Origin of the sequence: Cetobacterium sp. NK01 (assembly GCF_024506395.1) — a bacterium.
Classification (GTDB): domain Bacteria; phylum Fusobacteriota; class Fusobacteriia; order Fusobacteriales; family Fusobacteriaceae; genus Cetobacterium_A; species Cetobacterium_A somerae_A.
The window spans coordinates 1,499,285-1,519,433 of record NZ_JANIBO010000001.1; the positions used below are offsets into that span (position 1 = coordinate 1,499,285).

General features: G+C 29.3%; 21 protein-coding genes. 20 read left to right on the plus strand and 1 reads right to left on the minus strand.

Features of this window, described 5'->3' with window-relative positions:
* From NON08_RS07315 to rpsR, 6 genes are all read left to right on the plus strand, one after another.
* Positions 1 to 861, plus strand: a complete 861-nt coding sequence (locus NON08_RS07315; RefSeq protein ID WP_256690804.1) for a D-alanine--D-alanine ligase — start codon at positions 1 to 3, stop codon at positions 859 to 861.
* A 33-nt stretch (positions 862 to 894) separates the two neighbouring features.
* On the plus strand, positions 895 to 1,587 hold the full coding sequence (locus NON08_RS07320; RefSeq protein WP_256690805.1) for a cell division protein FtsQ/DivIB: 693 nt from the start codon (positions 895 to 897) through the stop codon (positions 1,585 to 1,587).
* Positions 1,577 to 2,884, plus strand: coding sequence for a cell division protein FtsA (gene ftsA, locus NON08_RS07325; RefSeq protein WP_256690806.1), 1,308 nt, complete (start codon positions 1,577 to 1,579; stop codon positions 2,882 to 2,884). Before NON08_RS07320 ends, ftsA begins: the two co-directional genes overlap by 11 nt.
* A 17-nt stretch (positions 2,885 to 2,901) precedes the next feature.
* Positions 2,902 to 3,972, plus strand: coding sequence for a cell division protein FtsZ (gene ftsZ / locus NON08_RS07330; RefSeq protein ID WP_256691234.1), 1,071 nt, complete (start codon positions 2,902 to 2,904; stop codon positions 3,970 to 3,972).
* A 103-nt stretch (positions 3,973 to 4,075) separates the two neighbouring features.
* Positions 4,076 to 4,360, plus strand: a complete 285-nt coding sequence (gene rpsF, locus NON08_RS07335; RefSeq protein WP_256690807.1) for a 30S ribosomal protein S6 — start codon at positions 4,076 to 4,078, stop codon at positions 4,358 to 4,360.
* Between the two features lie 46 nt (positions 4,361 to 4,406).
* A complete protein-coding gene (gene rpsR / locus NON08_RS07340; RefSeq protein ID WP_023051045.1) occupies positions 4,407 to 4,625 on the plus strand; it encodes a 30S ribosomal protein S18 in 219 nt (72 codons plus the stop codon).
* Positions 4,626 to 4,755: 130 nt separating this feature from the next.
* Here rpsR and rpmB read toward each other — a convergent pair whose 3' ends face one another.
* Positions 4,756 to 5,013: a 50S ribosomal protein L28 gene (rpmB, locus tag NON08_RS07345; protein WP_256690808.1), complete on the minus strand. Its 258-nt coding sequence runs from the start codon at positions 5,011 to 5,013 to the stop codon at positions 4,756 to 4,758.
* A 160-nt stretch (positions 5,014 to 5,173) separates the two neighbouring features.
* Here rpmB and NON08_RS07350 point away from each other — a divergent pair, with 160 nt between their 5' ends.
* The 14 genes from NON08_RS07350 (at position 5,174) to NON08_RS07415 (ending at position 20,144) form a co-directional block, all read left to right on the plus strand.
* Entirely contained in the window at positions 5,174 to 7,513 is a 2,340-nt protein-coding gene (locus NON08_RS07350; protein WP_256690809.1) for an endonuclease MutS2, read from the plus strand.
* Positions 7,489 to 8,172: a 2-C-methyl-D-erythritol 4-phosphate cytidylyltransferase gene (ispD, locus tag NON08_RS07355; RefSeq protein WP_256690810.1), complete on the plus strand. Its 684-nt coding sequence runs from the start codon at positions 7,489 to 7,491 to the stop codon at positions 8,170 to 8,172. Before NON08_RS07350 ends, ispD begins: the two co-directional genes overlap by 25 nt.
* A gap of 18 nt (positions 8,173 to 8,190) precedes the next feature.
* A complete protein-coding gene (locus tag NON08_RS07360; protein WP_256690811.1) occupies positions 8,191 to 9,015 on the plus strand; it encodes a nitrilase-related carbon-nitrogen hydrolase in 825 nt (274 codons plus the stop codon).
* Between the two features lie 20 nt (positions 9,016 to 9,035).
* Complete coding sequence (locus NON08_RS07365) at positions 9,036 to 10,106, plus strand: hypothetical protein (RefSeq protein ID WP_256690812.1); 1,071 nt, start codon at positions 9,036 to 9,038, stop codon at positions 10,104 to 10,106.
* Positions 10,107 to 10,117: 11 nt separating this feature from the next.
* Positions 10,118 to 11,542, plus strand: coding sequence for a cysteine--tRNA ligase (gene cysS, locus NON08_RS07370; RefSeq protein ID WP_256690813.1), 1,425 nt, complete (start codon positions 10,118 to 10,120; stop codon positions 11,540 to 11,542).
* Entirely contained in the window at positions 11,530 to 11,901 is a 372-nt protein-coding gene (locus NON08_RS07375; protein WP_256690814.1) for a Mini-ribonuclease 3, read from the plus strand. Before cysS ends, NON08_RS07375 begins: the two co-directional genes overlap by 13 nt.
* A gap of 13 nt (positions 11,902 to 11,914) precedes the next feature.
* On the plus strand, positions 11,915 to 12,949 hold the full coding sequence (locus NON08_RS07380) for a rod shape-determining protein (protein ID WP_413774031.1): 1,035 nt from the start codon (positions 11,915 to 11,917) through the stop codon (positions 12,947 to 12,949).
* Positions 12,949 to 13,866 (plus strand): ATPase, encoded by a 918-nt coding sequence (locus NON08_RS07385; protein WP_256690815.1) that lies wholly within the window; start codon positions 12,949 to 12,951, stop codon positions 13,864 to 13,866. The genes NON08_RS07380 and NON08_RS07385 overlap by 1 nt, the downstream gene beginning before the upstream one ends.
* Before the next feature lie 186 nt (positions 13,867 to 14,052).
* Positions 14,053 to 15,048: a glutamyl-tRNA reductase gene (gene hemA, locus NON08_RS07390; protein ID WP_256690816.1), complete on the plus strand. Its 996-nt coding sequence runs from the start codon at positions 14,053 to 14,055 to the stop codon at positions 15,046 to 15,048.
* Positions 15,048 to 15,947 carry a hydroxymethylbilane synthase gene (gene hemC / locus NON08_RS07395; protein ID WP_185891886.1) on the plus strand — a complete coding sequence of 300 codons (900 nt, stop codon included), beginning with the start codon at positions 15,048 to 15,050 and terminating at the stop codon, positions 15,945 to 15,947. The genes hemA and hemC overlap by 1 nt, the downstream gene beginning before the upstream one ends.
* Entirely contained in the window at positions 15,940 to 17,415 is a 1,476-nt protein-coding gene (gene cobA / locus NON08_RS07400) for a uroporphyrinogen-III C-methyltransferase (RefSeq protein ID WP_256690817.1), read from the plus strand. Before hemC ends, cobA begins: the two co-directional genes overlap by 8 nt.
* 1 nt (position 17,416) lies before the next feature.
* Positions 17,417 to 18,391, plus strand: coding sequence for a porphobilinogen synthase (hemB, locus tag NON08_RS07405; RefSeq protein WP_240219524.1), 975 nt, complete (start codon positions 17,417 to 17,419; stop codon positions 18,389 to 18,391).
* Positions 18,392 to 19,699, plus strand: coding sequence for a glutamate-1-semialdehyde 2,1-aminomutase (gene hemL, locus NON08_RS07410; RefSeq protein ID WP_256690818.1), 1,308 nt, complete (start codon positions 18,392 to 18,394; stop codon positions 19,697 to 19,699).
* Positions 19,689 to 20,144 (plus strand): bifunctional precorrin-2 dehydrogenase/sirohydrochlorin ferrochelatase, encoded by a 456-nt coding sequence (locus NON08_RS07415; RefSeq protein WP_256690819.1) that lies wholly within the window; start codon positions 19,689 to 19,691, stop codon positions 20,142 to 20,144. Before hemL ends, NON08_RS07415 begins: the two co-directional genes overlap by 11 nt.
* The last annotated feature ends 5 nt before the right edge of the window (positions 20,145 to 20,149 follow it).

The following is a 20,149-nucleotide window of genomic DNA, read 5'->3' on the forward strand; positions in this document are numbered from 1 at the left end:
GTGAAAATAGCAGTTGTTATGGGTGGGATTACATCAGAAAGAGAAGTTTCTTTAAGAAGTGGACAAGCTATTTTGAATAGCTTATTAAGACAAGGATATGATGCTTATAAAATAGATTTAACAAAAGATAATTTAGTATCAGCATTTATTGAAAATGAATATGATTTAGTTTATTTAGCTCTTCATGGAGAATATGGAGAGGATGGTAGAGTTCAGTCAGTATTAGATATGCTAGGGAAAAAATATACAGGTTCTGGAGTAACAGGAAGTGCTGTTGCTATGGATAAAATTTTAACTAAAATAATAGCTAAAGATTTAGGAATTAGAATAGCTAAAACTTATGAAGCTGTAGAATATATTGATAGTTATCCAGTAGTTATAAAACCTGCTAAAGAGGGATCTAGTGTAGGACTATATATATGTAATACTGAGGAAGAGGCAAGAAAAGCATATGAAATATTAAAAGAAAAAGAACCATTAATAGAGGAGTTTATCAAAGGAGAAGAGTTAACTGCAGGTGTTTTAAATGGTGAAAAATTGGGAGTAGTTAGAATAAAACCAAAATCAGGATTATATGATTATGAGTCAAAGTACACAGTTGGAATGACAGAATACGAATGTCCTGCACAAATAGATAAAAATGCTTATGAAGAAGCTTCTGAAGCTGCTAGAAAAATTCATGAGAAATTAGGATTGAAAGGTGTAACAAGAAGTGATTTTATATTAAAAGATGGAAAAACTTACTTTTTAGAAGTGAATACTTGCCCAGGGATGACAGAAACAAGTTTAGCACCAAAATTAGCAACACTAAAGGGATATTCTTTTGATGATTTAACAAGAATAATAGTAGAAAGCTGCTAAGTAGAAAATATATGAAATAACAGGGAGAGATTCTTGAAAAAAATATTTAAAATTGCTATAATATTGGCACTAACTTTTATTATAATTCAAGTTGAGAAAGACTTTAAAAATAGAGATTTTTTCAACATTTCAAAAGTTCAAATTAGTGAAGTTTCGCCAAATCTAAAATCAGACTTAGAAAAAATAAAAAATGAAATTTTAGGAAAAAATATTAATGATTTAAATTTAGAAGGACTAGAAAAAAAATTACTAAAAGATATAAGAATAAAAAAAGCGGTTGTTTCTAAGCAAAATTTAAATGAAATAACTATAGATATTACAGAAAAAGATAGTAGCTATTATGCTCAGCATAAATCAGGAATTTATACGATGGATGAAGAAGGTACGATTTTTGGAAAACTAGAAGAATATCCTAAAAAAAGTATGCCAATTCTTGTAGTAAAGGCTAATGGAGAACAACAAGAACTTTTAGAAATAATGGATAAATTAAAAGAGCTAGATTTAAAAGATGAAGTTTCTCAATTATATGTAGATAATAAAAAGTTAATCTATATAATACTGAGAGATGGAACGAGAATAAAAACAGAACCAGAAGTTTCAAAAAATAAGTATGAAATAACAATGAATCTATATAAGGAATTAATAAAAACTAAATTAATAGATTATATAGATATAAGATTTAAAGATATAGTAGTAAGGGAAAAGGAGGGGAAAAGTGCGAGATAATATTACAAAATTAGCTTTAGATATTGGAAATGGAAAAATAAAATTTATTCTTGGAGAACTTAGTACAGAGGGATTAAAGTTAAGAGTACTGGATTACTTAGAGGTGCCTAGTGAAGGTATAAAGAGATCAATAGTAGAAGATTCAGAGCTTTTAAGTGCAAGCATAGCTAAAGGTTTGAAAGAGTTGCAACAAAGAAATGGAAGAGAATTTGAGGTAGTATCTTTAGGAGTTAGTAATGACAGAATTATATCAAAAACTGATCATGGTTGTATCGAATTTAATGAAAAAGAGATTACCGCTCAAGATATGTATAATTTAATTGAATTAGTAAAAAGTAATCTTTTAAAAGAGGATGAAATTGTAATAGAACAAGAAGCTTATAACGTTAGAGTTAATAGTTCTGGAATATTAAAAAATCCAATTGGGCAGATTGGAAAAAGTATTCAAGGAGATGTACATTTAATAACTATAAAAAAAGATCAACTAGACCCAATAGTAGAGGTTGTAAATAATGCTGGGTTAGAGATTGAAGATATATTCTTAAATGCATCATCTTCTGCAAAATCTACACTAGAATATGAAGATAGACAAATGGGAGTAGCTTTGATAGATATAGGAGAAGGAGTTACAGACATTGCTATTTATAAAAATGATAAAATAATTTATACAAAATCTTTATCAATAGGTGGAATGCATTTTGTGAATGATATAAGTTATCTTTTAAAAATACCAAAAAAAGAAGCCAAAGAGATACTGGAAAAATTGAGAAGTAAGCAGTATTCAAATGGAGTTATAAAAACAGAAAATGGTGAGTATAGTTTAGATGAAATAAAGGAAATAATCGATGCTAGAACAGGAGATTTAATTAATTTTATTTCTAAAACTATAGAGGAGTCAGGTTTTAATGGTTATTTAGGTAAAGGATTAGCCTTTACTGGAGGAGCTGTAGCAATAGATGAAATTTTTAGTAAAGTAGGAAGTAAAATGGAATGTGCAGTAAGAAAAGTTAATCCTTTTCCATTGAGAGGATTAGAGAATGTTAATCCATCAATGTCAACAGTAATAGGTATTTTATTAACAAAACTAGAAACAGAATTTCAAAAGAGAAACGAAGTAAAAACTGATAGTTTAAAAGATGAATTTATAGCTATTGAACAAGAAGAGGAAACGTTTGTAGAACTTCCTATAAATGAAACAGCATTTAGACAAGAGGACTATGAAGAGGAATACGAAGAAGAAGTGGTTACAGATGGAGCATTAAATAAAATTAAAAAATGGATTTCTAACTTTATATAATAAGGAGCTGTATGAAAATGTTTAATAACGAGTGTGAAGTAAAGATAAAAGTAATCGGAGCTGGAGGAGCTGGAGGAAATGCAATAAACGACATGATTTCAGCTGGAGTAACAGGAGTAGAATATATTGCGGCAAATACAGATGCCCAAGATTTAAATAACTCTTTAGCAGATATAAGAGTTCAATTAGGAGAAAAATTAACAAGAGGTTTAGGAGCAGGAGCAGATCCAGAAGTTGGTAAACAAGCAGCTGAAGAGGATGTTGAAAAATTAAGAAATCTACTAGAAGAAACAGATATGTTATTTATAACAGCAGGTATGGGTGGTGGAACAGGAACAGGTTCAGCACCAGTAATTGCTAAAATAGCAAAAGAAATGGGAGTTTTAACAATAGGTATTGTAACTAGACCATTCTCTTTTGAGGGAAGAAAGAGAAAAAATAATGCAGATTTAGGATTAGCAAATTTAGAAAAGCATGTAGATTCATTGGTAATTATACCTAATGATAAGTTATTTGAATTACCAGAAAAAACAATAACTCTTCAAAACGCATTTAAAGAAGCTAATAATATTTTAAAAATAGGAATTAAAGGTATTGCCGATTTAATGATAGGTAGAGGTCTTATAAATTTAGACTTTGCAGATATTAAAGCAACAATGCAAAATTCTGGAGTAGCTGTTTTAGGATTTGGAGAAGGAGAGGGAGAAAACAGAGTTGCTAAAGCTACTGAGAAAGCTTTATCATCACCTCTTTTAGAAAAATCAATTATGGGAGCAAGCAAAGTTTTAATAAATATAGCAGGATCATCAAACTTAGGATTGATGGAAGCACAGGCTATAGCTAACATCGTAAAAGAAGCTGCTGGAAAAACAGCTGAAGATATAATGTTTGGTATTACTGCAGATGAAACATATGGAGATAAAATTCAAGTTACAATAATTGCAAATAGTTTTGGTGATGAGCAAGAAAAAACAGAATCATTTATAAATGTAGAGAAAAAAGCAGAAACTCCAAAGGTAGAGGAAACAGCTGAAGTAAGAGATGAGTTAGATCTTCCACCATGGATTAGAGCTAATAGAAGAGATTAATAAAAAATACTTGTAAAAATATTGATTCTGTGTTAGAATTAATAATGCCCTGCTCAAGATCATTGTGTATTTTGGGCTAAAACCATAGGGAGGAGGTAATAACATGAAAAAGTATGAATTAATGTTCATCATCAACCCAACTATATTAGAAGAGGGAAGAGAAGCTGTAATCGCTAAAGTTAATAACATTTTAGCTGGAGCTGGAGCTACTGTTCTTAAATCTGAGAAGTGGGGAGAGAGAAAGCTTGCTTATCCAATTGATAAGAAGAAGACAGGATTCTACGTACTAACTACTTTAGAGATGGACGGTACTAAGTTAACTGAGGTTGAGTCAAAGCTTAACATAACTGAAGAAGTTATGAGATACATCGTAGTTAAGAACGACTAATTAAAACTAAAGAAAACGTTTATTCTCAAATAAGGAGGTTATTAGAATGGCAGAATTCAGAAGAAGAAGAGCTAAATTAAGAGTTAAAGCTGAAGAGATCGATTACAAAAATGTTGATTTATTAAAGAGATTCGTTTCTGATAAAGGAAGAATCAATCCTTCTAGAGTAACTGGAGCTAACGCTAAGTTACAAAGAAAGATAGCTAAAGCTGTTAAGAGAGCTAGAAACATTGCTCTTATTCCATACACAAGAGTAGAGAAGTAAAAATAATGGGGTTGAAGATAATATCTTCGGCCCCTTTTTCTCTAAAGAAATATTAGGCTTGTTTTAATAGAGTTACAAAAATAAAAAAAAGACAGGCTTTTTTATTTAAAGCTGTCTTTTTTTATAAGCATTATTTGCTTAATATTTTTCTAAGTCTAGCACTTAGAGTATTAGCATTTGCTTTAAGGATTTGCATAACTTCCACATCGTTAGCACTCTTTAAAGTCTTTAAAGTTTTTGTACAAACTTTAACTTTAACAGTAACACCGTTAATAACAATCTTAGTTGTTTGTAAGTTAGGCTTCCAAACTCTTCCTGTTACTCTGTGAGAGTGAGAAATTTGATTTCCGAAAGTCATTCCTTTTCCAGTAATTTCACATCTTTGCATTCTATTTACACCTCGCTTTCGTTATAAACATGCAAATTATTATACCATTACTGAGAGAAAATATCAAGGTATTTTTTAAATTATTTGGAATAGTTCATAAAAAACATTAAATATGTTATAATACCTAGGTAAAATACATAAAGAAAAGGTGATATGAAATATGAATATTCATAGTTATAAAGTATTAGAATTCAATAAGTTAAGAGAAGAGTTATCTCATTATATGACTATTGAAGAAAATCAAGAGAAAATATTAGAACTAGAACCATTTAAAGATATAAATTCTTTAAGAAAAGAGTTAGATATAATAAAGGATTTTATGGATTTTTTAAAGTTCGATGGTGGTTTTGAACCTGCAGGAATGAAAGATGTAACAAATATAACAAGAAAAGCGCAACTTGTTGGAATGTATTTAGAGCCAGAAGATCTATGGTCGTTAAATATAAATCTAAGAATTTTTAGAATTTTTAAAGGTAGATTAGAGACTTTAGAAAAATATAAAGATTTAAGAAACAGGTTTATAAATATACCTACACTTAAAAACTTTGAAGATTTAATTAATAAAGCTATTGATCCAGATAAAAATATAAAGGATGATGCTTCAATTGAATTAAGAGAGTTAAGATTTCAAAAGAAAAATATGGTAACAAATATAAAAAGAAAATTTGAAGAAATTTTCTCAAATGCAAATTTTGCAAAAGCTATTCAGGAAAAAATTATAACAACTAGAGATGGAAGAAGTGTAATACCAATCAAAACAGATTTCAAAGGTCTTATAAAAGGTATTGAACATGATAGATCATCAAGTGGATCTACTGTCTTTATAGAGCCAATATCAATTGTATCTTTAAATAATAAGATGAGAGAACTTGAAGTTAGAGAAAGAGAAGAAATTAGAAAAATCTTATTAAGATTAACTGATCAAGTTAGACTAAACACCTCTATAATAAATGAAATTGGAAATGCAATAATGTATTTAGATATATTAAATGGTAAATCTCAATTTGGTATAGAAAAAAAATGCTCAATTCCTGAAATTAATAATAAAGAGATGCTTTCTTTAGTAAAAGCTAGACACCCATTTATAGATGAAAAGATAGTAGTTCCTTTAACTTTTGAGATAGGAAAAGAATATAATACTTTACTTATAACAGGACCAAATACAGGTGGAAAAACTGTAGCATTAAAAACGGCAGGGCTTTTAACATTAATGACATTAACTGGAATTCCAATTCCTGCAGATGAAAAAACAAGTATTGGATTTTTTAATGGAGTATTTGCAGATATAGGTGATGAACAAAGTATTGAACAATCACTATCTTCATTTTCAGCTCACTTAAAAAATATTCAAGAAATACTTAATTCAGTTACAAAAGCTTCTTTAGTTTTATTAGACGAGTTAGGTTCAGGAACTGATCCAATGGAAGGGTCAGCCTTTGCAATGGCAGTGATAGATTACTTAAAAGATAAAAAGTGTAAATCATTAATAACAACTCACTATAGTGAAGTAAAAGCTTATGGTTATAATGAGTTAGATATAGAGACTGCATCAATGGAGTTCAATGTGGAAACTTTATCACCGACATATAGACTTTTAATAGGTGTTCCTGGAGAAAGTAATGCACTAACAATAGCTAGAAGATTAGGTGTATCTGAAAGCATAATAGAAAGAGCAAAAAGCTATATAAGTGATGAAGATAAAAAAGTAGAAAAAATGATTTTAAATATAAAAGATAAATCTTTAGAATTAGAAAATAAACAAGCGGAAGTTGAGACATTAAAAGCTCAAGCTCAAAAAGATAAAGATGAATATGAGGAAAAATTAAGAGTTTTAGAAAAAGAAAAAAATCAAATTTTAAAAGAAGCTTATGAAAAAGCAGAATTAATGATGAGGGATATGCAAAATAAAGCTGCTGCTTTAGTTAATAAGATACAAAAAGAAGATAAAACTAAAGAGGAAATGAAAGATGTTCAAAAAAAATTAAATATGCTTAGAACATCTTTACAAGAGGAAAAAACTGAAAATGTAGAAGTAAAGCCAAAAGTTGCTAGAAAGATAGATTATAAAGTTGGAGACAGAGTATTCGTAAATAGTTTAAATCAATATGCTATTGTAAATAAAATAAACTTAAATAAAGAGACTCTTAATATTCAAGCAGGAATATTAAAACTTGAGGTATCTATGGATGATGTAAAAACAGTTGTAGAACCAAAAAAGAAAGAGTATAGACCTATAAATGCTCATGCTAAAACTAGAGTAAAAAATGAAATTGACTTAAGAGGAAAGCTTGTAGATGAAGGCATACATGAGCTAGAAACATATATGGATAGAGCTTTAATGAACGGATACACTGAAATATATGTAATTCATGGAAAAGGAACAGGAGCTCTTAGAACAGGTATTATGGATTTCTTAAAAACTTCAAGATATGTAAAAAGCTTTAGAACAGGCGGTCATAATGAAGGAGGAATAGGATGTACTGTGGTGACACTAAAATAACCTTAATTGTTGCTGCTGCGGGTATTGGAAAAAGAATGAATTTAGGATATCCAAAACAGTTTTTAGAGGTAGATGGAAAGCCTTTGTTTTTAAAAGTTTTGGAGGTTGCTGAAGAGAGCTCACTTATAGAAAGCATTGTTATTGTCACAGGACAAGATTCAATAGAAGCAGTTGAGGACTTATGTGAAAAATATAGTATTCAAAAAGTGAAAAAGGTTGTTCAAGGTGGAAGTGAAAGACAATATTCTATTGAAAATGCGTTGGAATATTGTAAAGATAATAGTATAATAGCAGTACAGGACGGAGTTAGACCTTTTTTAAAAGAAAAATATTTTTCTGAAGGTTTAAAAATATTAGAGGAAAATTTAGAAATAGATGGTGCTGTGGTAGGAATCCCATTAAAGGATACAATTAAAAGAATTAATTTAGAGGGAGAAGTTGTAGAAACACCTAAAAGAGATGAATATATAGCTGTTCATACACCACAAATATTTAGAGGACAAATTTTAAAATTAGCTTATAAAAAAGCTAGAGAAGATAATTTTTTAGGAACAGATGATTCGTCTTTAGTTGAAAGAATCGGAGGGCGAATAAAAGTTATAATAGGAGATTATGATAACTTAAAAATTACAACAATTGAGGATTTAAAATTTCTTTAATTAAAAAGGGAGAGATAAATGAACATATTTTTAGCTCAAATGAAGCCAATATTAGGAGATACAGAGAAAAATTTAAAAAAAATAGTTGAGGTTGTTGAAAAAGAGATACAAAAAAATACAGAGATAGTTATTTTTCCAGAACTTTCATTAACAGGATATCTTTTAGAAGAAATGGTGTATGATGTAGCAATAGAAAGAGTTCCACAGATATTATTGGAGTTATCTAAAAAAATATCAATAATTTTTGGAGCTGTTGAACTAGGAGAGGACTTATATCACTATAATACAGCTTTTTATTTAGAGGACGGAGAAGTAAAGCATAAGCATAGAAAAATATATCTGCCGACTTATGGTCTTTTTGATGAAGGAAGATATTTTAAAGAAGGAGATAGAATTAGAGCTTTTGACACAAAATTTGGTAGAGTTGGAATGCTAATATGTGAGGATATTTTTCATCAAAGTAATCCATATGTATTAGGTCAAGATGGAGCACAAATGGTATTTGTAATTGCTAGTAGTCCAACTAGATTAACTGATAAAGGTTTAGAAATAGAAAAAATATGGGAAAATATTTGTAGAACAACATCGATTAGCAATGGATGTTATACAGTTGTTGTAAATAGAGTGGGAGTAGAGGATGGTGTAAACTTCTGGGGTGGAAGTTTTGCAATAAGCCCTTCAGGAGATACAATAGAAAAATTAGAGCAATTTGAAGAGGATGGGAAAAATATCCAAATTGATAAAAAAGAGATAGTAAAAGTTAGATTTGCATCGGGATCATGTAAAAATGAAAAAATAGATTTAGTGCTAAATGAACTAAAAAGAATAAAAAAAAGTAGATAAATTTATTAGAAGGAGTACCGATGAAAAAAACTTTAAAAATAGCTATAGGAATTTTTTGTGGTTTTAGTATTTTAGCTGGTGTATTTTATGCAAGTAAAGAAAATCCTAGAGTTTATTTAAGTGATAGAATAAATGTAGCATATGTAAATGAGGAGATTGATCATAAAAATTTTGATAATGTAATAAATCTTTTAAATAAAGCTGACTTTAATATAGATGATAAGGTTAAAAAAGCTTTAGGTTATGTAAGAGGACTTTATATGGTATCTGATAGTAGTTTTATATCAGATAGAAAAGCATGTGTAGGAATAATAGATTTTGGATATATATATCCTCTTATAGTTTTAAAAGTTGAAACATATTTTGATAAAATTAATGATTTCTATGTTTTAAAAGATGAATATAGAAAAAAATATTTAAATGGAGAAAAAATTTATCTAAAAATAGAAAAAGGGAATTTTATAATTGGAAAAAAAGAGAAAGATATAGAAAGAATTTTAAAAAATGAAAAATATTTTAATCCAAATCTTTTGAATATACTAGATAAAGAGAAAGGAAATAATTTAGGAATGTTAATATTGAATTTAGGAAAAAATCCTCTGGGTGGCTTCGATGAATTTGTGTTAACAGGAGATGTAAATAAAAAAGAACAAGTAATTTTAACTGCAAATATAGGTGGAAAAAACGATATAATAAAAAGTTTTAACGGGATATCTCAAGATGGATTATCAGGAGAAAGAGTTATTGAAAGAAATAAACTTTATTTAAGAAGCACAAGAGATGCTGAGTTAAGATCATTTTTATTCTTTTTAAATTACTTTTCTAAGAATAGTTTTATAGAAGGCATATCTTCTAATATCTATATAAATAATCCAAAAGAAAGTGAACATATATCAAATCTACCAAAAGAGAACGCAGTAAGTGTGGATATAGGGGAAAAACAGTTTGTGTCAGGAGATATAGATATAAAAGTTAAAAATAAAATAATTGGAACAGCAGAATTAAAAGGATTGGCAGAAGAAAATAGATTAAAAATAAGTACAATTTTGAATGAAGAAACAGCTCTTAATCTATTAAAAGCGTTTAAATAGGAGGACATAAGATGATAAAAATATACAATACACTTAAAGGTGAGTTAGAAATATTTAAACCTCTAAAAGAGGGAGAGGTTTCGATGTATGTATGTGGGCCTACAGTTTACAACTATATACATATAGGAAATGCAAGACCAGCAATATTTTTTGATACAGTAAGAAGATATTTTGAATTCAGAGGATATAAAGTTAAGTATGTTCAAAATTTTACAGATGTGGATGATAAAATGATAAAAAAGGCTAATGAAGAGGGAGTAACTCTACAAGATATAGCCAAAAAATATATAGATGCTTATTTTGAGGATACAGCAAAAGTTAATTTAAAAGAGGAAGGAATGATAAGACCTAAAGCAACAGAACATATAGGTGAAATGATAAAAATCATAAAAACTCTTATTGAAAAAGGTTATGCATATGAGTCTCAAGGGGATGTATATTTTGATATAAATAGCTATAAACAAGAGTATGGAGAATTATCAGGCCAAAGTATTGATGACTTAAAAAGTGGAGCAAGAATAGATGTTTCAGAAATAAAAAAAGACCCATTAGATTTTGCACTATGGAAAAAAGCAAAAGATGGAGAACCTTATTGGAATTCACCTTGGGGTAAAGGAAGACCTGGATGGCATATTGAATGTTCAGCAATGTCAAATAAATATTTAGGTGCAACATTTGATATTCATGGTGGAGGACAAGATTTAATATTTCCACATCATGAAAATGAAATAGCTCAATCAAAATGTGGAACAGGAGGAGAGTTTGCTAAGTACTGGATACATAATGGCTATATAAATGTAAAAGGTGAAAAAATGTCTAAATCACTAGGAAATTTCTTTCTTTTAAGAGAAGTTTTAGAGCAGTTTGAAGGAAGAGTGGTAAGATTTTTTATACTGAGCTCTCATTACAGAAAGCCAATAGATTTCTCTGATAATGAATTGATTCAAAGTAAAGCTGGATTAGAAAGAATTGAAAATGCTGTTGCTAGAGGAAAAGAAAAGTTAACTTCAAAACCAGTTGAAAGCGGATCTGATTTAGTAGTTTTAAAAGAAACACTAGAGAGTTCAAAAGATAAATTTGTAAGATGCATGGATGAAGATTTTAATACTGCTGGAGGAATAGGTGCCATCTTTGAGTTAGTAAAGGAATTAAATAAAGCAACTGAAGAGGAGAAAATATCAAAAAATGGATTAGAAGTTTTAGAGGAAACTATTGATTATGTAAGAGTTGTTATGGAGGATGTGCTTGGAGTTTTATTAAAAATTGAAGTTCAAGTTGGAGATATGACAACAGAACTAATAGAATTTCTGTTAGAATTGAGAAGAGAAGCCAGAGATAATAAAGATTGGGCATTTTCAGATAAAGTAAGAGATAGACTTTTAGAGATGGGAATTAAAATAAAGGATGGGAAGGAAAAAACAACATGGTCAATTTAGATGTGCGTGAAGCAAATGGATTAGTTTTAGCGTATTTAGGTGATTGTGTATGGGAACTTTCAGTTAGAACTTATTTTATAAATAAAGGGTATAATATAAAAAATTTAAATAGATTAGTAAAAGAGCATGTAAATGCACAAGCTCAAAGTAAATATTTAAAAAATATAATAGACGAACTAGATGAAGATAAATTAACATTAGTTAATAGATCTAAAAATAGCAATATAAAAACTTTTCCTAAATCGTGTAGTGTAATGGAATACAAAGAAGCTACAGCTTTTGAAGCTTTAATTGGAGCGCTTTATACAGAAGGAAAAATAGATGATATCAATAAAATAGTGGAAAAAAACTTAGGTTAAGGAGTGATAGTAAGTGGGATTCAAATTGAAACTACCTGGATTTAGTAGAAGTATAGGAATAGATTTAGGGACGGCAAACACGCTTGTATATAGCAAAAAACATGGGAAGATAATATTAAATGAACCTTCTGTTGTGGCAGTAGAAAGAGAAAGTAGAAAAGTTTTAGCTGTTGGAAATGAAGCAAAGGATATGTTGGGAAAAACTCCAGATTCGATAGTGGCTGTAAAGCCTTTAAGCGAAGGGGTTATAGCAGATTATGATATAACTGAAGCAATGATAAAATATTTTATAAAAAAAGTTTTTGGAAAATATTCGCTATTTATGCCAGAAGTTATGATTTGTGTACCAATAGATGTAACAGGTGTAGAAAAAAGAGCTGTATTAGAAGCTACTCTTTCAGCGGGAGCTAAAAAAGCTTATTTAATAGAGGAGGCAAGAGCTGCTGCTTTAGGATCAGGAATAGATATATCAGCTCCAGAAGGGAATATGATAGTAGATATAGGTGGAGGATCAACAGATGTTGCTGTAATATCTTTAGGTGGAACAGTTGTAAGCAAGACTATAAGAACAGCTGGAAACAATTTTGATATGGATATAATAAAATATATAAAAAAGACACATACACTATTAATTGGAGATAAAACAGCTGAAAGTATAAAAATGCAAATTGGAACAGCAATTCCTTTAACAGAAGAAGAAACAATGACGATAAAAGGAAGAGATTTAATAACAGGACTACCTAAATCTGTTACTGTTGGATCTGAAGAGATTAGAGAGGCTATTATGGATTCTTTAATGGAGATTGTAACTTGTGTAAAAGACGTTTTAGAAAAAACACCACCAGAATTAGCAGCTGATATAATAGATAGAGGAATAGTTATGGCTGGAGGGGGATCTTTAATTAGAAATTTCCCTGAATTAATATCAAAACATACATCATTAAATGTCAGATTAGCAGAGTCACCATTGGAAAGTGTTGTTAAAGGAGCAGGAATGGCTCTTGATCAAATATCAATTTTAAGAAAGATTGAGAAGGCAGAGAGATAATGTTTAAAGATTTAAACTCTAATAAAAAAGCTATTGAGTTTTTACAAAAAGAGTTAAATTTTGAAAGAGAATCTGGAACATATCTTTTTTATGGTGTAGATAGAGAGCTTTTAAAAAAGTTTGCAAAAGCCTTTGCTAAGAGTTTAAACTGCTCTAATTATAGAGATGATTTTTGTGATGTATGTGAGAGTTGTATAAGAATTGAAAGTGAAACTCATGGAGATTTAGAAATACTAGATGATATAACAGGAATAAAAATCGAAAAAATAAGAGAGCTAGCTTTTAAAGATTCGACAACATCTTATGAAGGAAAAAGGAAAATATATATAATAAGAGATGTGGAAAAATTAAGAAAAGAATCAGCTAATGCACTTTTAAAAATGATAGAAGAACCAAACAGCGGAAGCTTTTTTATACTTACTTCTACAGGGTTAAATGTTCTACCAACGATAAAATCAAGATCTATCCTAGTGAATATTCTTCAAGAGAATGCACAAGAGATTGGAGTAACTCAAGAGGAGTATAAATTCTTTTTAGGTAAATCAAAAGATATTGAAGATTACAAAAGAGTAGGAACAATAGATTTAAATGAGGGATGTTCTTTTGAAAGAATTGGTCATAATATAAAGAATTGGATAGATACAGGAGAGTTTCAATATAAAGTTGAAATTTATAAATCCATAAGAGATTTTTTAAATACAAAAGATTATTTAACAACGATAGATAAATTATATTTTGTAGATGAAATAGTCTCATCTATTTCAGATAGAGAGTTCATAAAAGATATTTTAGGGTATACAATATCACTCATAGGAAATAGATCTAAAAATTTAGAAAAATTATTAGAGATAAAGAATATGGGAAGAAGCTCTATAAATTTGAAAAATTTACTAGTAACTTTTTATACAAATATTTAAGAGGGTGATGTATAATCACTCTCTTTCATTTATATTATTTATATGTACTTTATAATATTTTTTGATGATTTAAAGAGTAATCATTCAAAAATAATATAATTTTTTCGAAAATAGGCTTAAAATTATTAAAAAAAAGTATTATAATATATATATGTAATCAATAAATCATGGAGAGAAGGAATCTAGATGTATTTTAAACATTTTATTGTTTTTGGAATAACTCATAAAAACTTAGATTTATGCCAAAGAGAAAATTTTATACAAAATGACCCCACTTCTGTAGTTGAAAGATTATTTAAAGAGAAAAAAGTTGTAGGTTATGTAAATCTATCAACTTGCTTGAGAGTAGAGTACTACTTGCATTTAGATAAAAACTATTCAGTGGCAGATTTTCAAAAAGAAATAGGCTTGGAAAATATTTTTATAAAACAAGGACATGATGCAGTAAATTATTTATTTAGAGTAACTTGCGGTTTTGAGTCCGTTATAAAAGGAGAGGACCAAATTTTAGCACAAATAAAAAAAGCACAATTGACTAGTATGGAAAATAAGATTTCTAGCTCAAATATAAATGTGATTTTTAATAAAGCTATTGAATTGGGAAAAAAATTTAGAAATAAAAGCAAAATATGTCATAATGCTTTATCTTTAGAGGCTATCTCTTTGAAGTTTATAAAAAATAAAGTTTCGCAACTGAAAGATAAAAAAATTCTTATTCTTGGAGTAGGAGATTTAGCTAGAGATATAATGGAGCTTATAACAAAAGAAGAATATAAAAGTTTAACAATAACTAATAGAAGCTATCATAAGGCTCTTGAAGTTAGTAATATATATAATGCAGATGTTATAAGTTTTGAGAATAAGTTAGAAGAGGTTGCAAATAGTGATGTAATAATATCAGCCACTTCAGCTCCTCATGCTATTATAAAAAAAAATGAGATAATTTCATTATTAGATAATGAAAAAGAATATGTATTTTTAGATTTAGCAGTTCCTAGAGATATTGAAGAGGAATTAAATGAATTAGATAATATAAATTTATATAATATAGATGATGTTTGGGGAGTATATTATGAGAATTTAGAAAATAGAGAGAATTTATTGACTAAATATGAGTATATGCTTGGAGAACAGATGATAAACTTAAAAAAATGGTTTGAATACAAAGAAGGGATAGCATAATGAAAGAAAAAATCGTAATAGGAAGTAGAGGAAGCATATTAGCTTTAGCTCAGAGTGAAATGATAAAAGGAAGATTAGAGAAAAATTTCCCAGAGTTAAAATTTGAAATAAAGGTTATAGTAACAAGTGGAGATAAAGATTTAGTTAGTAACTGGAATAATAGTGATAAATCTTTAAAAAGCTTTTTTACAAAAGAGATTGAACACGAATTATTAGACGGAACTGTAGATTTAGCAGTTCATTCAATGAAAGATATGCCAATAGTTTCTCCGCCAGGTTTAATTTGTGGAGCAACTCCTGATAGAGAAGATAATAGGGATGTTATTGTATCGAGAAGTGGAAAAAAGTTATTAGAGCTTCCAGAAGGAGCTATTGTAGGAACTAGTTCATTGAGAAGAACCATGGGATTAAAAACCTTAAGACCAGATTTAGAGATAAAACAATTAAGAGGAAATATTCATACAAGACTTAGAAAACTAGATGAAGGTCAGTATGATGCTATTCTTTTAGCAGCAGCAGGATTAAAAAGAGTTGGATTAAGAGATAGAATAACTGAAGAGTTAGATTATGATTTAATGATGCCAGCACCAGCTCAAGGAGCACTTCATATTCAATGTAGAGAAAACGATGAGTTTGTAAAAAATATCTTAAAATCTATTCATAATCCAGAAATAGAAAAAATTGTAGAGATAGAAAGAGAGTTTTCTAAGATATTTGATGGAGGATGTCATACACCGATGGGATGTACAGGGGAAAAATTTGATGGTAAGATTTTTTTAAGAGGTGTGTACTGCCAAGATGATATTATGTATAAAGCAGAAGTATTAGAAGATGAAGTATTAGGAAAAGAGATAGCACACAAATTAGCTGCAAAAATAAGGGAGAAAATAAATGGTTAATAATAAGATGGGGAAGGTTTATATAATAGGAGCAGGTTGTGGAAATATTGACCTTTTAACTCTAAAAGGGAAAAGATGTATCGAAGAAGCTGATTGTATAGTATACGATAGATTAATAGATCCTAAAGTGTTGAAGTTAGCTAAAGAAGAAGCTGAAATGATATATTTAGGAAAAGGTAATACTGAAGGTGGAGTTATCCAAGATGAAATTAATAAGACATTGGCTAAAAAAGCTTTAGAAGGAAAGATTGTAGCTAGAGTAAAAGGGGGAGATCCTTTTGTTTTCGGAAGAGGTGGAGAAGAGATAGAGGAGATAGTTAAATACTCTATCCCCTTTGAAATTGTACCTGGAATAAGTTCTTCGATAGCTGTGCCAGAATATGCAGGAATTCCAGTAACTCACAGAGGATTAGCAAGATCATTCCATGTATTTACAGGACATACAATGGAAAATGGAGAATGGCATGATTTTCCTACTATAGCTAAATTAGATGGAACTTTAGTATTTTTAATGGGAATTAAAAACTTAGATTTGATAACAGGTGATTTAATAAAAAATGGTAAAAATCCTAAAACTCCAGTAGCTGTAATAGAAAAAGGAACAAGTGAAAACCAAAGAGTAACAGTTGGAACTTTAGAAGATATTGTAGAAAAAGCTAAATCTGAAAAAATTGTTCCTCCTGCAATAACAATAATTGGCGATGTTGTAAAGATGAGAGAAACTTTTAAATGGTTTGAAAATCAACCTCTTTCTGGAAAAAAAGTGTTGGTGACAAGAGATACTAATCAATCACAAGAGTTTAGTGAAAAATTAAGAATAAAAGGAGCTACTGTAAGAGAGCTACCTTTTATAAAAATAGAAAATGCTTATAGTTTTGATGAAAAAGATTTAAAAGATTATAGTGCTCTTTTATTTAACTCTCCAAATGGGGTGAAGTACTTTATGGAAAACATAAAGGATATCAGATCTTTAGGTCATCTAAAAATTGGTGTTGTTGGGGCTAAAACAGATGAGCTATTAAGAGAATATAAAATAATACCAGACTTTATTCCAGAAAAATATATGGGAACAGAGTTAGCAAAAGAAGTACAAAATTATACAAAGGAAAATGACAAAGTATTATTTATAACTTCAGATATATCTCCTGCTAATTGTGGGAAATGGAGCGAAGAATATAATAGAAGATTTGAAAAATTGGTAGTATATAAAACTGGAAAACATATCTATTCTAAAGATGAAGTAGAGAAAGTATTAAATGACATAGAATATATAACTTTTTTAAGCTCATCAACAGTTGAAGCATTTAATGAGAGTATACAAGGAGATTTAAAATTATTAGAGGATAAAAAGATAGTGTCAATAGGACCAGTTACTACAAAAACTTTAAATGAATTAGGATATAGAGTTGCTTTAGAGGCAAAAGTTTTTGATGTTGATGGAGTAATTGCAGTAATAGGAGAGAAATAATATGTTTAATAGAACTAGAAGACTAAGAAGTTCTCAAGTTATGAGAAATTTAGTGAAAAATATAGATTTTACTTTAGATAATCTAATCTATCCACTATTCATAGAAGAGGGAGAAAATATAAAAGTTGAGATTCCATCGATGAAGGGACAGTATAGAATATCAATAGATAGATTAGAAGAGGAACTAGTAGAATTAAAAAATTTAGGAATAAAATCATTGCTTTTATTTGGAATTCCTAAAAAGAAAGATCCAGTAGGAAGTGAAGGGTACAATGATAAAGGGATAGTTCAAGAGGCGATAAGATTTATTAAATCTAAATTTCCAGAATTTTTAGTTGTTACAGATGTATGTCTATGTGAGTATACATCTCATGGACATTGTGGAATCTTAAGAGGAGAGGAGTTATTAAATGATGAGACTTTAAAACTTTTACAAAAAGTAGCTCTTTCTCATGCTAAAGCAGGGGCAGATATGGTGGCACCATCAGATATGATGGATGGTAGAATAAAAGCTATAAGAGAGATACTAGATGAAAATGGATTTATAAACTTACCAATTATGGCATATAGTGTGAAATATGCATCAGCTTACTATGGTCCGTTTAGAGATGCAGCTGACTCAGCTCCAGCATTTGGAGATAGAAAGACGTATCAAATGGATTTTAGAAATTCTAAGGATTATTTGATAGAGGTTGAAAATGATATTTTAGAAGGTGCTGATATAATAATGGTAAAACCTGGAATGCCTTATTTAGATGTAGTTAAAGGAGTAGCGGATGCTATATCAAATCCTGTTGCTATTTATAATGTAAGTGGTGAATATTCTATGGTAAAAGCAGCAGCAGAAAATGGCTGGATAGATGAAGAAAAAATAGTTATGGAAAACATGTATGCTATGAGAAGAGCTGGAGCAGATATTATAATAACATACCATGCTAAAGATATAGCAAAATGGTTAAAAAGAGGTGTAAATTAAGTGAGATATAGTAATTCAGAGAAAATATATGAAAAAGCTGTGAAGATTATACCAGGAGGAGTAAATAGTCCTGTTAGAGCTTTTAAATCAGTTGATAAAACATATCCAATTTTTGTAAATAGAGGAAAAGGATCAAAGATATATGATGAGGATGGAAATGAGTATATTGATTATATTTGCTCATGGGGTCCACTTATTTTAGGGCATAACAATGAGAAAGTTTTAAAAGGTGTTAGAGAAGCTATTGAACTTGGAAGTTCTTTTGGGCTACCGACTAAAATGGAAGTAGAATTAGCGGGGTTAGTATGTAAGTGCTATCCATCAATGGATATGATTAGATTTACAACTTCTGGAACAGAAGCTACAATGGCTGCTGTAAGAGTGGCAAGAGCTTTTACAAGTAGAAATAAAATATTGAAATTTGAAGGATGCTATCATGGACATTCAGATTCATTATTAGTTAGTTCTGGATCAGGATTGTTAACAGATGGTTATCAAGATAGTAATGGGATAACAGAAGGAGTTTTAAAAGATACTTTAGTAGCACCTTTTGGAAATATAGAAAAAGTAAGAGAGATATTATCTGCAAAAGATGTGGCATGTTTAATAATGGAGCCAGTACCAGCGAATATGGGACTTATAAATAGCTCGAAAGAGTTTTTACAAGCTATGAGAGAGATATGTGATGAGACAGGAACTCTTTTGATATTTGATGAGGTAATATCTGGATTTAGAGTAGCTTTAGGTGGAGCTCAAGAATTTTATGGAATAACTCCTGATATAACAACTTTAGGAAAGATAATAGGTGGAGGTTATCCTGTTGGAGCTTTTGGTGGTAAAAAAGAGATTATGGATATGATTGCCCCTGTTGGAAGAGTTTACCATGCAGGAACTCTATCTGGAAATCCAGTAGCTGTTAGAGCTGGATTTGAAATGGTTAGTCATCTTCTAGAAAATAAAGAAACTCTCTATAAAGAATTGGAAGAGAAAGTTATTTATATGACAGATTCGATTGAAAAAATTGCTAATAAATATAAAGTACCAATTACAATAAATAAGTTAGGTTCTTTATTTACGATATTCTTCAGTGATTTAGATGAAATAACAGATTTAGAGCATGTTATAAACTCTAATACAACACACTACTCGATATATTTTAATACATTATTAGATAATGGAGTAGTAGCACCACCATCTAAATATGAGGCACATTTTGTATCAACAGCTCATACTAAAGAAGATTTAGATAGAACCTTAGAGGTAATTGAAATGGCATTTAAAAAAATTGGTGAAATTAATGGAAAGTAAAAAATCTTTTTTTCCACTATTTATAGATTTAACTAATAAAAGTTGTTTGGTTGTTGGTGGAGGAAATATAGCTTCGAGAAAAGTAAAAAGTCTTGTTGAATATGGAGCTAGGGTAGTTGTAATAGCGCCATTTATCCTTCCAGAAATTTTAGAGTTAGATGTGGAGATTGAAAAAAGAGATTTTAAAGTTGAAGATATAAAAGATAAATTTTTAGTTGTTGCAGCAACTAATGATGAGAAATTAAATGAAATGATAGTGGATTTATGTGAGGATAATAATATACTTGTAAATAATATTACTTCGAAAGTTTATATGTCTGCTAGATTTACAGCTCATATAGATACTGAAGAGTACCAAATTGCGATTTCAGCAAAAGGAAATCCTAGAGAATCTGTTAAATTAAAAAAAGAATTGATAGATTATTTAAAAAATAGAAAAGACTAGAAACA

What these genes read in the sequence shown, in the direction of transcription:
- ftsZ (WP_256691234.1), top strand. Translation starts at nt 2,902, where the DNA reads ATGTTTAATAACGAGTGTGAAGTAAAGATAAAAGTAATCGGAGCTGGA.
- NON08_RS07365 (WP_256690812.1), top strand. Translation starts at nt 9,036, where the DNA reads ATGAAAAAAACTTTAAAAATAGCTATAGGAATTTTTTGTGGTTTTAGT.
- hemA (WP_256690816.1), top strand. Translation starts at nt 14,053, where the DNA reads ATGTATTTTAAACATTTTATTGTTTTTGGAATAACTCATAAAAACTTA.
- hemB (WP_240219524.1), top strand. Translation starts at nt 17,417, where the DNA reads ATGTTTAATAGAACTAGAAGACTAAGAAGTTCTCAAGTTATGAGAAAT.
- NON08_RS07385 (WP_256690815.1), top strand. Translation starts at nt 12,949, where the DNA reads ATGTTTAAAGATTTAAACTCTAATAAAAAAGCTATTGAGTTTTTACAA.
- ispD (WP_256690810.1), top strand. Translation starts at nt 7,489, where the DNA reads ATGTACTGTGGTGACACTAAAATAACCTTAATTGTTGCTGCTGCGGGT.
- NON08_RS07375 (WP_256690814.1), top strand. Translation starts at nt 11,530, where the DNA reads ATGGTCAATTTAGATGTGCGTGAAGCAAATGGATTAGTTTTAGCGTAT.
- cysS (WP_256690813.1), top strand. Translation starts at nt 10,118, where the DNA reads ATGATAAAAATATACAATACACTTAAAGGTGAGTTAGAAATATTTAAA.
- cobA (WP_256690817.1), top strand. Translation starts at nt 15,940, where the DNA reads ATGGTTAATAATAAGATGGGGAAGGTTTATATAATAGGAGCAGGTTGT.
- rpsF (WP_256690807.1), top strand. Translation starts at nt 4,076, where the DNA reads ATGAAAAAGTATGAATTAATGTTCATCATCAACCCAACTATATTAGAA.
- NON08_RS07350 (WP_256690809.1), top strand. Translation starts at nt 5,174, where the DNA reads ATGAATATTCATAGTTATAAAGTATTAGAATTCAATAAGTTAAGAGAA.
- NON08_RS07415 (WP_256690819.1), top strand. Translation starts at nt 19,689, where the DNA reads ATGGAAAGTAAAAAATCTTTTTTTCCACTATTTATAGATTTAACTAAT.
- rpmB (WP_256690808.1), bottom strand. Translation starts at nt 5,013, where the DNA reads ATGCAAAGATGTGAAATTACTGGAAAAGGAATGACTTTCGGAAATCAA.
- rpsR (WP_023051045.1), top strand. Translation starts at nt 4,407, where the DNA reads ATGGCAGAATTCAGAAGAAGAAGAGCTAAATTAAGAGTTAAAGCTGAA.
- NON08_RS07360 (WP_256690811.1), top strand. Translation starts at nt 8,191, where the DNA reads ATGAACATATTTTTAGCTCAAATGAAGCCAATATTAGGAGATACAGAG.
- hemC (WP_185891886.1), top strand. Translation starts at nt 15,048, where the DNA reads ATGAAAGAAAAAATCGTAATAGGAAGTAGAGGAAGCATATTAGCTTTA.